This is a genomic window from Bradyrhizobium sp. USDA 4473 (assembly GCF_054063335.1).
Map to the genome: position 1 here is coordinate 4,524,716 of NZ_JBSSGE010000001.1, position 13,241 is coordinate 4,537,956.

Below are 13,241 nucleotides of genomic sequence, written 5' to 3' on the forward strand. Positions count from 1 at the left end.
ATGGCTTCGCAGAATATCGGGCATTCCGGATTGGATCTGGCGGATCGCCACGTCCTGCTGACGGGCGCAACCGGGTTCGTTGGCTCCCGCCTGCTGAGCCTGCTGCAGGGCAGGGGAGCGTCCGTAACGGCGTTGATCAGGCCGGGAACGCAGCTGGCGCGTTCCAGCAATGTGCGCATCGTGGAAGCCGATCTGTCGGGTAATTTTTCATCTGACCTGCAACAGGTCGGTCGGATCGATGCAATCATTCACCTTGCGCAAGCAGGCGGCTGGAAGGAGTTTCCCCGGCAGACAGGCGCGATAGCCGCGGTTTCGATCGCCGCTGCCGCACGCTTGGCGGAATACGGGGTCGGTCATGGCGCTCGCCAATTCGTCCTGGCCTCTTCCGGCGGAATCTATGGACCATCCGCGCATGCATTGAACGAGGATGCGCCCATTCGACCGACTAATGAGCTGGGCTTCTATCTTCAGGCGAAGGTGTCCGCTGAAACGCTGCTGCGCTGTTTTGAGCCGCATTTTGTCGTCTCACGCCTCAGATATTTCTTTGTCTACGGTCCAGGACAAAGTAGGGAATTTCTCATTGCCCGGATCAGGGGGGCCATTGCGCGCGGAGAGCCGATCCGCCTTGCCAAGTCCTGCGGCCCACGCCTCAACCCGATCTTTCTCGACGATGCAGCACAGGCGACTATCGCGGCGTTGGAGCTCAAGGAGTCTCATGCCATCAATGTCGCCGGCCCCGAGGTCGCGTCGCTTCAGGAAATTGCAGAGATGATTGCGAGCGCGTCGAATCATCGTTTCACGATCGAAACCGTCGACAAGCAGCCTGAAGATTATGTCGGCGCGATCGACCGAATGGTGCAATTGCTCGGGCCGCCGGCGACCGGACTCAGAGACGGGCTATCGCGCGCGGGCCAGTTCTAGAAAGCTTGAACACTCATGGATTGGCTGAGAGCGCCTTGGCGCGATGTCGTCATCGACGAAAATGAAGATCTTTTCGATCCCACGTTTGACTACCCCGAAGGGCATGCCAGCGCCGTCGAATTCGGTCGAATCAATGAAATGCTCATTTCGCCCGACTCCGGCCTGCCACTTCATTTCAATGGATTGGCTCTAACGACGGGGGCAGGCGAATCGTTTCCGATCGAGGACAAGTTGCCGGTCCTCTTGCCGCAGGCTGCGCGACATTTCTGCGATCTGCCGATCGAGACCTTGTCGATCGGATCGATAAAGAACGCCTTTGACCAGTATCTATACTTGTGCGCGATCAAAAACGCGGTCGGCGAGCCAAATACGCCGTTGCAGGACCATTGGTATAGGCGCCATCTGTTCCGCTCCCGAAGCCTCGTCGCAACAGCCCAGGGCCTTGTACTCGACGTCGGTTGCGACAACCCGGACTTGAGCCGCCGCTTGTTTCCGGCCTCTTGCGAATATCTTGGGATCGAACCGTCGCTCGGCAGACGCGACCACTTTCGGGTCGTCGGGATGGCCGAATTCCTTCCGTTCGCCAGCGATACTTTCGATTGTGTCGCGTTCCTGACCAGCCTCGATCACGTTCTCGACCACCACACGGCCATAACCGAAGCGGCGCGCGTGCTGAGGCCGGGGGGAAAGCTTTATCTGGCAACCCTGATCTGGACGGAACGCGCCGAGCTCTATCGAGACTCGATCCATTTTCATCACTTCCGCGACTATGAGATTCAAGGTGCCTTGAGAGGATTTTCAGTTGCTCGCATCAAGAGATATGGCTGGAAGGGTGATCCGCATCGCTTCGGCATCTATCTCGAAGCGACCAAACAGTAGACCTGCGACGACATGCAAGGCTGTTCGATGCTTTCAGAGTCTCTGATGGTTCTGACATTCGATATCGACTGGGCGCCGGACTGGATGATCGACGACATTGCCGAGCGCGTGATCGAGGCGAACGTCCGCGCAACCTGGTTTGCAACCCATCAGAGCGCGGCGGTTTCCCGGCTGCTGGGCAATCCTTTGTTTGAAGTCGGAGTGCATCCAAATTTTCTCGCCGGCAGCACGCAGGGGGCAACTCCGGATGAAGTGCTCCAGACCATGCGGAGATGGTTCGACGCGGCAACTGTCGTGCGGACGCATTCGCTCCATCAGTCGGAGCGGCTGCTTCAGTTGATGGCTGATACCTACGGCTTCAAAGTGGATTGTTCGATCTATTTGCCTCTGACGCGCGACGTCAGGCCGCACAAGCTTCGCTACAGCCCCGGCGGAGCCGAACTCGTCCGCATCCCGCATGTCTTCCAGGACAACATGTTCATGATCGCCGGACACAAGTGGTCGGCAGAGCCGGGATGGCTGCGCTCGCCGGGTCTCAAGGTCCTGAATTTTCACCCGGTGCATGCGTGGCTGAACTCGAACGGTGTGGCGGTCTATGAGGCGCTCAAGTCGAGCAGACCGCTTCCGCAGTGGCGGCGAAGCGATCTGAGTCCTGCCAGCAGAACACAACCCGGAACTGGCTGGTTCCTCGACCAGTGCCTGGCCCGTCTGCGCTGCGCCCAGTCGTTCACAATCTCGGAAGTTGCCGCCCCGTGGGATCAATCGTCCGGCGACACCGAGATCGGAGGTGCGTCGTGACCCGCAAGCTCAGGATCGGCGTGATCGGTCGAACCGAGATGCTGTTCGAGGCGGCGCGACGAATCCACGATGCTGGGCATGACATTCCGATCGTCGCCACGTGCCGGGCATCGGGCCATGAATTGAAGAAGGAAGCCGACTACGAGAGATGGGCTGCGGACATCGGCGCCCGCTTCCTGCTCGGTTCGCGACTTGACCAGCCAGACACAATCGCGGCGCTGCAGGATGCGCGCTGCGATGCCGCGATTTCGATGAATTGGGTCGGTCTGATACCGCCGGTTGTCCGAGCCCAGTTCACCCATGGAATTTTCAATTCTCATCCGGGTGATCTGCCTCGCTTCAAGGGCAATGCGTGTCCGAATTGGGCGATATTGCTCGGTGAGGAACGTATCGGTTTGACGATCCATCAAATGTCGGACGGACTGGATGCCGGACCGGTCGCTGCAAAGTCCTTTCTTCCGATCGATGCCGAGACCACGATCGCCGATGTCTACGACTGGCTGCGACTTGAAGTGCCGGTTCAGTTCTCGAACCTGATCGAGACCGTGGCACAAGGTAATCTCAGCCTGGCACCGCAGCCGACCAGCCCGGAACTTGGTCTGCGATGTTATCCGAGACGCGCGTCGGATGGGCGGATCGATTGGGCGCAGTCTGCCCAGACCATCTCGCGGCTTGTTCGCGCTTCCGGACGGCCATTTGAGGGCGCCTTCACCATGCTCGAAGGCGATACGAAAGTTCTGGTCTGGGGCGCGCGCGTAGAGGCGCATCGCGAGCCATTTGTTGCGGTGCCCGGACAGGTCGTCCATACCGCGGCCGGCGATCCCGTCATTGCGACCGGCGACGGGCTATTGAGGCTGACGGATCTGGAGCTGGACGGCACCGTCACAACGAAGAGCGCGAAGCAGTTCGTTTTGAGCTCTCTTCGTAACCGGCTGATCTGAACCAGATAGGATTGACTATCGATGTTGTCCGATCGTCAGCATGAACTGGAATTCGTGGACTTCACCGAGGCAAGCTATCGGGATTTGCTTCGGCTCGCCAAGGCATCCTATCGGTTCGTTGATTTTTCGACGGCCGGTGCCAGCCGCACGATCCTTTGGCGCCACGACTGTGACGCCTCGATGCATCGCGCCTTGAAACTTGCGGAGATCGAAGCTGAGGAGGGCGTCAAGGCGACATATTTCCTGTTTCCGAGGTGTCTCTACTATAATCTGATGTCGGCAGACGTGGCTCAGTGTGTACGCAGGATAAGGTCGCTGGGGCACGACATCGCGCTGCATTTCGATCCGACATATTACGGACAGACGCTGCGAGGGCCGGCCTTGCTGCAGGCAATAACCCGTGAGCGCGATTTGATCGCCGGTGAATTCGGTTCGCAGCCCCTGGCGATCAGTTTCCATCTGTTCGGCATTCTCGATCCGTCCGAACTCGAGGACGATATCATCGCCGGCATGGTCAACGCGTATGGCCGCTCGCTGAGGGCAAGCTATGGCTATGTATCGGATAGCAATGGCGTCTGGCGCCACCGGCGCCTCAAGACCGTGCTCGAGCAGGCGACGGATGAGCGGCTGCAGGTGCTTACGCATCCGGAGTGGTGGACCCCCGAAGTCATGCCGCCGCGGGAGAGGTTGCAAAGAGCCATTGACGGCTACGCGAGCGCGATGGGTCGCTGGTACGACGAGATCACAGCCACGCATGATCGTCCGAACATCCGGTGATCGGCGGGGCTGGACGAACATTCATCGTGTCGCTTGCTGGTCGAGTAAGGATTTTCTGTGCTGCACCGGGTTGTTCTGCTAACTGTCTTCGAGGGAGATGATCTTGCTCGCCTGAATGCGATACTGGCCGAGGTCGGCTGCGAAGTCGTCGTGGCTCGCGCCTTGGCCGATCTGGAAAAGGTGGAGTTCGATCAACGCACCACGCTGCTGGCGTTCGGCACCGGGGTGATTGTTCCGGCGGCGCTGCTCAAATCCATGTCGCGGCCGGCGTATAATCTCCACGCGGCGTCGCCGGCGTTTCCTGGACGGGATCCGCACCATTTTGCTGTTTACGCCGGGGCGACCCGCTACGGGGCGACGCTGCATGTGATGACAGCGAGCGTCGATGCGGGTCCAATCGTTGCGACGGAGCTGTTCGACGTGCCGGAAGCCATCAAGCCTGGTGAGCTGCTCCGGTTGGCAAACGCCGCGGGAGTTCGGTTGATCGAGGCGAACGCACGCTTGATCTGTGCCGAGCAACCGATGCCACCTTTGGCCGACATGGCCTGGGGGCAGCCCAAACATACCCGCGCCGATTTCCTGGCCGCGTGTCGCATTCCAGCCGATATCTCGGAGGCCGAGTTCGCACGCCGGTTCCGGGCGTTCGACGGCGAGATGTACGACAATCTAACCGTGGAAATTCAAGGCTGGACTTTTCGCATCGACAAGAAGAAAGGCCGCAACTGTTGAGCCGGTGAGAACCACCCCGGACCTGCGCAATAGCCGTTGGATTCGGTTGCGCCTTGAGCTAGACGACGAGCCGGCCGTTTGGCGTCCCCAATGGACGTGTATCGGACAGCGAATCGGCAGGCGGTCTCCGCCTACAGAAATGAATGCGTACTTCGATCTCGAAAATGTTTGAACACCCGTTCACTGACTTTACAGCTGATTGTCGGCACCGGCGGCGCACGAAGGCATGATGTCGCGGGCCGTTGCGATCACCTGTCAGGGTGTCTCGAAGAGCTTTGCACTTGTCGACGGCGGCAGCGCCTGGCGACTGGCATTTGGACTGCGTGGTGATGTCCCTCATTTCACGGCGCTGGAGGACGTCAGCTTCGATGTGCCCAAAGGCCAGTTCCTCGGGGTGCTCGGCCGCAACGGGGCCGGCAAGTCGACACTGCTTCGGGTCATCGGCGGCGTTTACGCGCCGGATTCCGGCCGGGTCGCAGTGCACGGGGCCATGTCGGGCCTCTATGAGCTAGGCCTCGTTGGCAATCCGGAGCTCACGGGGCGACAATACGCCGATCGGCTGTTGACCGTGCATGGGTTTTCGCCCGGCGAGCGCGCGGCAATGATCTTGGATATTCACGACTTCTCCGAACTTGGAGATCGGTTCGAGGATCCGGTGCTGACATATTCGGCCGGGATGAGCGCGCGGCTCTATTTCTCGACCGCGACCGCCGGGCAATACGAAGTCTATCTGCTCGACGAGGTGCTTGCGGTCGGCGATCAGCATTTTCAGTCGAAGTGCTGGCGGCGATTGCGCGAACGGGTCTCAGGCGGGGCATCGGGTGTCCTCGTGACGCACGATTGGTCGGCGATTGTGCGCCTGTGCGAAACGGCGCACGTGCTGGACCGCGGCAAGGTGGTTTTTTCCGGGCCGGCAGAGCGTGCCGTGCGGCGCTATCTCTACGGCGAGCAGGCTAAATCGACCTACCGGGACGGCATCGCGCGCTTCGCGAGCGCGCCGGTCTATCCGCGCACGATCATGACGGGAACGGATTTCAGCCTTGAGGCCAAGGTCGAGATCCTCGCCCGGGCGGAGGTAGGTGTGGTGGTGGCGGTCGAGCGCCTCCAGCCGGCCTACGGCTGGGAGACCGGGCTGATGTCGCGCCGGACCACGCCTGTCGGCGAAGAGCCGGGGCGCTACGCGTTCAGCGTCGATATTCCGGCGCTACCGCTGCCGCCAGGCAGCTATCAGATCAGTATGCACCTTGTGATGCCGGACCCACACAATTCGACGGTCAAGATTGTCCTCGACGGCTTCAGCTGGCTCGACGGCAACGGGCTCGAGCTCGGCGTCGAGGGGGTGGACGGGCGCGGTTTCAGTCTGCCGGCCGAGTGGAAAGTGGTCGGTTGATGCGCGCGGCAATTCGGGTGAAGGACGTCAGCAAAGTGTTTGCGCTTGCCGACCATGGCGGCGGCCCCGTGTCGCTGATCGAGGCGCTGCGCACCGGCAGGCGCGAAATCACGACGCGTCATGTGCAGGCGCTCGACCAGATCAGCTTTGAGGTGGCTGAGGGCGAACGCGTCGGCATCATCGGCCGCAACGGTGCCGGCAAGACGACGCTGCTTTCAATCATTGCGGGGCTGACAGAGCCGACCTCGGGCTCCGTCGAGGTCGACGGCGACCTGCACGCGATGCTTACCGTGGGCGCAGTGTTGCGCGAGGACATGAGCGGCCGCGACAACATTTTCCTCGACGCTGCCGTGCATGGCCGCAGCCGTCAGCAGATCGATCAAGTCGCCGATGAAATCATCGCGTTCGCCGAACTCGGTGAATTCATCGATCGCCCGGTGCGAACCTATTCTTCGGGAATGAAGGCCCGTCTCGCGTTCTCGATGGGCGCGTTCATCAATCCCGACATTCTCGTCATCGACGAGACGCTCTCGGTCGGCGATGCCTTCTTCGCGGCCAAGGCGACGCGGCGCATGCAGGAAGTCGCGGCCAGCGGCCGTATTGTCATCGTCGTGAGTCACGGCTTGGGTTCGATCGTGGAAATGTGCTCACGATGCCTCTGGCTCGACGGCGGCAGGCTCGTCATGGACGGCTCGCCCCAGGTCGTCACCAAGGCCTATGAGGCCGCCGTGCGCGAGGCGGATGAAGCGGAGCTGATGCGCAAGTTTGAAGGGCGCTTGGTGAGTAGGGCCGCACCGCTTCATCCGCTTCAGCTCGATGCCGTCGAAATCATTCAACGCGGAGACGCATGCAAGGCGACCGCGCTTGCGATGGTGCCGTTGGCGATCGTGGTGCGGGGGCCGGATCGATCCGGCCCGGCCAACGCATGATCTCGAGCTTGTTCTGACACGGGTCGACGGACGACTGGTCTGGCGGCGGCGTCTTGGAGAGGTGGGCAAGGCGCTGCCGGCGTCGGGACCCTTCACGGTCACCATCAATATGGATCCCTTCGTGCTGGGAGCCGATCTGTATCGCTTCGATGTTGCGCTTCTCGGTCAGGGATGCGACGGGGAAGTCACGTCGCGCGTGCTGGAGGTCATCGACGAGGAAGGGCAAGTCGGTGGGCGTCCGCTGATCTTCTATCCTCCGCGGATCGCCGCGCGACGCCTTGAGGATGTCAAGACATGATGCTGGCGGGTTTTGATCGGCGAGACCTCGGCATGCTGAACAATTTGTTCCGCATGACGCTGGGCGACCGTTATCTGGGGTCGGCGCTGGGCCTGGTGTGGGCGGTGCTGTCGCCGCTGATGCTGATGTGCATTTTCACGTTCGTGTTCACGGTGGTTTTTCCAGGACGGTTGCCAGGGCGTACCGGCGCCTTGCCGTACGTGATCTGGCTGCTCAGCGGCTACGGGCCGTGGCTCGCGATCAGTGAAGGCTTGTCGGCGGCAACGACGTCCGTGGTCGGAAATGCCGGTGTCGTGAAGAACATTGCCTTCAAGTCGGAGTTGTTGCCGATGGTGGGCGCCCTGATGGGGATCGTGCCGCTCGTCGTCGCGTTCGCCATCATATTCACCTTGCAGGTCGTTTCAGGCGAGATGCCGGGTCCGGGTTATCTGGCGCTGCCGCTGATCGTGGCCCTGCACATCCTGTTCGTGTCGGGGCTGGGATTATTCCTGGGCGCGCTGAACGTCTTTGTGCGGGATACCGCCCTGGCGCTGCCGAATGTGCTCACCGTCCTGCTGTTCGCCTCTCCGATCTTCTACCCACTGTCGTCCTATCCGGATTTCATTCGGCCCGTTCTGCAATTCAACCCGTTCTATGTCATCGCGGAGTGCTACCGCATGGCTGTCGTGGACGGGGCGATGCCGAGCCTTTGGATGATCTGTTATCTCGCAGTGGTTGGCGCGGCGGCCTTCTGGGCCGGGCTGTGGTGGTTCCGCCGGCTCAAATCGTTCTTCGATACGCGGCTGTAGCGAGTGTCTTGCGATGGGGTGCCTCGTTGCGATCCATCAACCCAACTTCTTTCCGTGGCTCGGATACTTTGACAAGATCCGGCGAGCAGACGTGTTCGTGCTGCTCGATGCCGTCGATTATCCGCGCTCGGGATCGGGCGGCATGGGTTCGTGGTCGAACAGGGTACGAATTGCGATCCAGGGCGAGGCGCGCTGGGCCACCTGTCCGGTCCGTCGGCTGCCCTTCGGGGCACCCATCAATGCCGCGGAGATCGACGACGGCCGGCCCTGGCGTCGCAAGATGATTGCGACGCTGCGGGCAAGTTACGGCAAGGCGCCTCACTTTGGCGAGGCGATGGCGCTGCTGCAGCCCCTGATCGAGCAGCATGAAACGAACCTCGCCGCATTCAACATCGCGGCCATTAAGGCGATCGCGGAGCACCTCGGCTTTGCGACGAGATTTCAGCGGCAGTCCGAGCTGCCGCATGCAGGCAAGGCGACGGAACTGCTGATATCGCTCGTCAAAGCGGTCGGCGGGGATGCTTACCTTGCCGGCGGCGGTGCCGGAGGCTATCAGCAGGACGGCCTGTTCCAGGAACACGGCATCCGTCTGGTAAACCAGGGTTTCGTGCCCCTGCGCTATGGCCCGGACGAGGCCTTCATTCCGGGCCTTTCCGTGATCGACTATTTGATGTGGGACGGGTGGCCGGCAACGGCGGGTGGACGGGCTTGAGAGCCGCTCCTGCCAGGGGCAAGGGCCACGACTGGCCCTGCTTTTGGGGCTTGTCGGAGGGGGGCGGGGCGTCTATGCAACCGTCGCCAAAGGCGCTCGACCTTGCGGATTTTTCGGCACGCTGATTTGAACACACAACACACCTATGAGCGTTAGACATGAATACCGAACTCATCGATAGGCTGGACCGCAAGACCGCCAAGATTGGCATCGTGGGCTTGGGCTATGTCGGCCTGCCGCTCATGCTTCGCTACAGCGAGGTCGGTTACAAGGTTGTTGGCTTTGATATCGACCAGGCCAAGGTCGATGCACTTCGGGCCGGGCGTTCCTACATCGAACATATTTCGAGCGACAGCATCAAGGGAGCAACCGAGCTCGGCTTCGAGCCGACCACGGATTTCTCGCGTGCGAAAGAGGTCGACGCGTTGATCCTCTGCGTCCCGACCCCGCTCAACAAATATCGCGAGCCGGATCTCAGCTTCGTGCTGAATACGACGGAGTCGCTGCTGCCATATCTCCACCGGGGGATGGTGCTGTCGCTCGAAAGCACGACCTATCCGGGCACGACCGAGGAGGAGCTGAAGCCGCGTATCGAGAAGTGCGGCTTCACCGTCGGCCGCGACATCTTTCTCGTCTTCTCGCCGGAACGCGAAGACCCCGGCAACCAGAATTTTTCGACCCGGTCGATCCCGAAGGTTTGCGGCGGTTGCACCCCCGCCTGTCTCGAGGCCGGTATCGCCCTCTATCGCCAGGTGATCGACAAGGTCGTTCCCGTCAGCTCGACGCAGGCCGCCGAGTTGACCAAGCTGCTGGAGAACATCCATCGTTCGGTGAACATCGGCCTCGTCAACGAAATGAAGATGGTCGCCGACAAGATGGGGATCGATATTCACGAGGTGATCCGCGCCGCGGCGACCAAGCCGTTCGGGTTCGTTCCGTACTATCCCGGTCCCGGCATCGGCGGCCACTGCATTCCGATCGACCCGTTCTACCTGACCTGGAAGGCGCGGGAATATGGGATGCACACGCGTTTCATCGAGCTCGCCGGTGAGATCAATTCCTCGATGCCGGACTACGTGGTGTCGAAGATCTCGCTGGCCCTCAATCAGCGACACAAGTCGATCAGCGGCAGCTCGATCCTGGTTCTCGGGATCGCCTACAAGAAGAACGTCGATGACGTTCGCGAATCGCCTTCGGTCCTCCTGATGGAAAGGCTTCGCGATCTCGGCGCCAAGATCGCCTACAGCGATCCGCACGTCCCCGCCTTCCCGAAAATGCGAGCGCATTCGTTCGACCTGTCGAGTGTCGCGCTCACCGAGGATAATCTGCGGCGCTTCGACTGTGTCCTGCTCGCGACCGATCACGACAAGTTCGACTATCAACTGCTCGGCGCGCATGCTCCGCTGCTGGTCGACTGCCGTGGCAAGTTCCCGCAGCCGGCAGACAACATCATTCGCGCGTAGGCGTACCGGCTGCCCTCGCAGCCGGTGCGGTCTGTTGAAGAGCGGTGGCCGCTGCGTTCGGAGCGCTAGCCGGCGTGCGCCTCTTGCAGATGTTCGGTTAGCGTGGCGGTCGATGCGGTCTTCCGATCGAAGGCCGACCGCGGTGTAACGTACCAGAGCAGGAAGAGCAGCACGGTGCCGTTGGTCAGCAGTGCTGTCGAGAGCGGTACGTTGAGGAGAACTTGAGGCAGGAGCCCGGCGGATAGCAGTACGAATTGCGACGGCAAGCCGGACGACAGGCGATTTCCGAGTGCGATGATCAGGCCGCAGCCCAGCGCGGACAGCGGGGCAAGCACAAGGCCGACCGAAGCGATTCCTTCGGTGGCGAACAGCGAAGCATTGAAGGCCCCGAGATCGTAGGCTTTGGCCATCACAGCCCATATCGGCTCGTCGTAGGCGCACGGGACCACGAGCTTCACCACGTTGATCTGGCAGAAATGGGTCAGCGGGTGCGCGGAGAAGTAGTTGTTGTAAACCTCGAGGGCGAGCGAGGGGATGGCGATCATCCTGTTGTTGACGGTACCGAAATAGACCATCCCGGGCTTGAAAGGAACCAGGCCAATCTTGACCAGGCCGAACAGGATCGCGCCAATCAGGACGGGCACGAAGAACGAAAGGATCGTAGCGACCCTGGCCTCGGCCAGCTTGCAGATGAGCGCGAGAAACAGCAGCCAGACCGGCGCGAACAGCGCCATCTTGGTCAGCATGATCGGGTAGAACAGAAGCATCAGAAGCAGCGCGATGCCGGCCTGCCAGAACCGCTTGCTGGTAACGAAGCAGGCAAAGGCGAGCGGCAGCAGCGCATTTGAGGCGATCCAGGTCGCGTATCGCAAGGCGCCCGGTAGCGCCACCTCCGCGCGGTATTTGTACATCTCCGAGAGGTCGACAAGCTTGAGATTGTACAGAGAACCGACGCCGATGATGACCGCTGAGACGAGCAAGATAACGGACGGCATCATGTGAAAGGCGCGTTCCGGCATCACGACAACTTGCCGCATGGGCGCGGTGATGAGCAGCGCAGGGGCGAGGAACGCAAATGCCGACAGCACGATCGAGACGAGCGCCAGGCGGTGATCGTAATCAAGCAGTGAAAATTCGATCAGCCAGAGATATCCAAGCACCATGACGTAGAAGTAGAAGCCGACCAGGTATCCGAAGCTGAAGCGACCGATTGCGAACACGATCACGACCGGGCTGAACGCCAGGACATTCACGATTGCAGCCGCAAGATGCGACTTGTCGAAGCCGATGATGCCTGGAAAGGATTCGGTGACCGTGATGCAGTAGAGCGAGATGCAGCACACCACGATGTGGGCATAAGCCAGCAGGGCAAGTTTCGCCTGGCGCCAACCGAAACCAGGCTCCAGCTCAATAGCGCGATCGTTCATTCTCATCTACCGCCGTATCGGCTGTGCGTTTGGACTGGTTCGCTGTTGATTTCGTATCGGCAGACCATCCCTACACGATCGCCAACCGATGTCCCCTCTTGGGTCAAGGACATGGCACGACATAGGGAAGACGACAAGAATTATGCTTGTGCTTCATTCTATTATTCCTGCCCAAGAGCGCAAATGCGTCTTGCTCCTTCGGGGGCACCACGCGCCCGTTACCGGGCGGCGCGTTTGCCGAACCGCGGGCCTCTGATAGACTATTGGGATAATTGCACAGGCGGGATTGGATGAAGGGCATCATTCTTGCTGGTGGTACCGGGTCGCGCCTCTACCCGGTGACGACCGTGGTTTCGAAGCAGCTCCTGCCGATATTCGACAAGCCGATGATCTATTATCCGCTGTCGACCTTGATGCTGAGCGGCATCCGCCAGATTCTGATTATCTCCACGCCACAGGATCAGCCATTGTTTCGCCGATTGTTGGGCGACGGCTCGGATTTCGGCCTCAAGCTGGAGTATGCCAGCCAGGATCATCCGCGCGGGCTTGCCGATGCCTTCATTGTCGGGCGCGATTTCGTCGCTGACGACAACGTCGCCTTGATCCTCGGCGACAATCTCTTCTTCGGTCATGGACTCCCTGAAATGCTGGCGCGCGCCGCCGCGAGAGTCTCGGGGGCCACGATTTTCGGCTATGTCGCCAAGCGCGCTCAGGACTACGGTGTCGTCGAGCTCGACGCGGATGGAAAGGCGATCTCGATCGAGGAGAAGCCGCGGCGGCCAAAATCCAATCTCGCGGTGACGGGTCTGTACTTCTACGACAACGACGTGCTGAAGATTGCGTCCTCGATCAGGCCCTCGCCCAGAGGCGAACTGGAAATCACGGACGTCAATCGCGCCTACATGAATCGCGGCGATCTGCATGTCGAGGTTTTGGGACGCGGCTTCGCGTGGCTGGACACCGGGACGCACGCCTCGCTGGTCGAAGCGAGTCATTTTGTCCAAATTCTCGAGCAGCGCCAGGGCCTGCGGATTGCGTGTCCGGAAGAGATCGCGCTGAGGCTCGGCTACATCTCGCTCGAGGCATTTCGTAGCGCCGCACTTCGTAATGCGAAGAGCAGCTATGGCGAGTATCTTCTGTCGATCTATGATCTGTTCGCAAATTCCAGGCCGTCGAACTGAGGTCGGGG

Annotated in this window: 14 protein-coding genes; 13 read left to right on the forward strand and 1 reads right to left on the reverse strand. The window is 60.8% G+C overall.

Translation table 11 applies throughout. The features are described from left to right. The 12 genes from ACVW17_RS21030 to ACVW17_RS21085 all read left to right on the forward strand — a co-directional run bounded on the left by ACVW17_RS21030 (position 1) and on the right by ACVW17_RS21085 (position 10,625). Positions 1–921, forward strand: a complete 921-nt coding sequence (locus ACVW17_RS21030) for an NAD-dependent epimerase/dehydratase family protein (RefSeq protein WP_456753690.1) — start codon at positions 1–3, stop codon at positions 919–921. A 15-nt stretch (positions 922–936) separates the two neighbouring features. Next, entirely contained in the window at positions 937–1,800 is an 864-nt protein-coding gene (locus ACVW17_RS21035; protein WP_456753691.1) for a methyltransferase domain-containing protein, read from the forward strand. Between the two features lie 45 nt (positions 1,801–1,845). Beyond that, positions 1,846–2,598, forward strand: a complete 753-nt coding sequence (locus ACVW17_RS21040; protein ID WP_456753692.1) for a polysaccharide deacetylase WbmS family protein — start codon at positions 1,846–1,848, stop codon at positions 2,596–2,598. Beyond that, entirely contained in the window at positions 2,595–3,539 is a 945-nt protein-coding gene (locus ACVW17_RS21045) for a methionyl-tRNA formyltransferase (RefSeq protein ID WP_456797823.1), read from the forward strand. Before ACVW17_RS21040 ends, ACVW17_RS21045 begins: the two co-directional genes overlap by 4 nt. A gap of 21 nt (positions 3,540–3,560) precedes the next feature. Continuing rightward, positions 3,561–4,316, forward strand: a complete 756-nt coding sequence (locus ACVW17_RS21050) for a hypothetical protein (protein ID WP_456797824.1) — start codon at positions 3,561–3,563, stop codon at positions 4,314–4,316. A gap of 57 nt (positions 4,317–4,373) precedes the next feature. Next, positions 4,374–5,045 (forward strand): formyltransferase family protein, encoded by a 672-nt coding sequence (locus ACVW17_RS21055; RefSeq protein WP_456753696.1) that lies wholly within the window; start codon positions 4,374–4,376, stop codon positions 5,043–5,045. A 229-nt stretch (positions 5,046–5,274) separates the two neighbouring features. Beyond that, positions 5,275–6,435, forward strand: coding sequence for an ABC transporter ATP-binding protein (locus tag ACVW17_RS21060; RefSeq protein WP_456753697.1), 1,161 nt, complete (start codon positions 5,275–5,277; stop codon positions 6,433–6,435). Further along, a complete protein-coding gene (locus ACVW17_RS21065) occupies positions 6,435–7,364 on the forward strand; it encodes an ABC transporter ATP-binding protein (RefSeq protein WP_456797825.1) in 930 nt (309 codons plus the stop codon). Before ACVW17_RS21060 ends, ACVW17_RS21065 begins: the two co-directional genes overlap by 1 nt. Positions 7,365–7,425: 61 nt before the next feature. Then, complete coding sequence (locus ACVW17_RS21070; protein WP_456797826.1) at positions 7,426–7,662, forward strand: hypothetical protein; 237 nt, start codon at positions 7,426–7,428, stop codon at positions 7,660–7,662. Then, complete coding sequence (locus ACVW17_RS21075) at positions 7,659–8,450, forward strand: ABC transporter permease (RefSeq protein ID WP_456753699.1); 792 nt, start codon at positions 7,659–7,661, stop codon at positions 8,448–8,450. The genes ACVW17_RS21070 and ACVW17_RS21075 overlap by 4 nt, the downstream gene beginning before the upstream one ends. A 13-nt stretch (positions 8,451–8,463) precedes the next feature. Beyond that, complete coding sequence (locus ACVW17_RS21080) at positions 8,464–9,162, forward strand: WbqC family protein (RefSeq protein ID WP_456753700.1); 699 nt, start codon at positions 8,464–8,466, stop codon at positions 9,160–9,162. A gap of 158 nt (positions 9,163–9,320) precedes the next feature. Further along, positions 9,321–10,625 carry a nucleotide sugar dehydrogenase gene (locus ACVW17_RS21085; RefSeq protein ID WP_456753701.1) on the forward strand — a complete coding sequence of 435 codons (1,305 nt, stop codon included), beginning with the start codon at positions 9,321–9,323 and terminating at the stop codon, positions 10,623–10,625. A 65-nt stretch (positions 10,626–10,690) separates the two neighbouring features. Here the strand turns inward: ACVW17_RS21085 and ACVW17_RS21090 are convergent, their stop codons facing one another. Beyond that, the gene (locus ACVW17_RS21090; RefSeq protein ID WP_456797827.1) at positions 10,691–12,052 is read right to left on the reverse strand and encodes a hypothetical protein; all 1,362 of its coding nucleotides are present in this window, start codon (positions 12,050–12,052) and stop codon (positions 10,691–10,693) included. Positions 12,053–12,342: 290 nt separating this feature from the next. Between ACVW17_RS21090 and rfbA the strand changes: the two genes are divergently transcribed. Further along, positions 12,343–13,233 (forward strand): glucose-1-phosphate thymidylyltransferase RfbA, encoded by an 891-nt coding sequence (gene rfbA, locus ACVW17_RS21095; RefSeq protein ID WP_456753703.1) that lies wholly within the window; start codon positions 12,343–12,345, stop codon positions 13,231–13,233. Positions 13,234–13,241: the final 8 nt, after the last annotated feature.

Excerpts from the sequence above, each read along its gene's own strand:
- ACVW17_RS21030 (WP_456753690.1), top strand. The coding sequence starts at position 1 with ATGGCTTCGCAGAATATCGGGCATTCCGGATTGGATCTGGCGGATCGC.
- ACVW17_RS21035 (WP_456753691.1), top strand. The coding sequence starts at position 937 with ATGGATTGGCTGAGAGCGCCTTGGCGCGATGTCGTCATCGACGAAAAT.
- ACVW17_RS21040 (WP_456753692.1), top strand. The coding sequence starts at position 1,846 with ATGGTTCTGACATTCGATATCGACTGGGCGCCGGACTGGATGATCGAC.
- ACVW17_RS21050 (WP_456797824.1), top strand. The coding sequence starts at position 3,561 with ATGTTGTCCGATCGTCAGCATGAACTGGAATTCGTGGACTTCACCGAG.
- ACVW17_RS21060 (WP_456753697.1), top strand. The coding sequence starts at position 5,275 with ATGTCGCGGGCCGTTGCGATCACCTGTCAGGGTGTCTCGAAGAGCTTT.
- ACVW17_RS21065 (WP_456797825.1), top strand. The coding sequence starts at position 6,435 with ATGCGCGCGGCAATTCGGGTGAAGGACGTCAGCAAAGTGTTTGCGCTT.
- ACVW17_RS21075 (WP_456753699.1), top strand. The coding sequence starts at position 7,659 with ATGATGCTGGCGGGTTTTGATCGGCGAGACCTCGGCATGCTGAACAAT.
- ACVW17_RS21080 (WP_456753700.1), top strand. The coding sequence starts at position 8,464 with ATGGGGTGCCTCGTTGCGATCCATCAACCCAACTTCTTTCCGTGGCTC.
- ACVW17_RS21085 (WP_456753701.1), top strand. The coding sequence starts at position 9,321 with ATGAATACCGAACTCATCGATAGGCTGGACCGCAAGACCGCCAAGATT.
- ACVW17_RS21090 (WP_456797827.1), bottom strand. The coding sequence starts at position 12,052 with ATGAACGATCGCGCTATTGAGCTGGAGCCTGGTTTCGGTTGGCGCCAG.
- rfbA (WP_456753703.1), top strand. The coding sequence starts at position 12,343 with ATGAAGGGCATCATTCTTGCTGGTGGTACCGGGTCGCGCCTCTACCCG.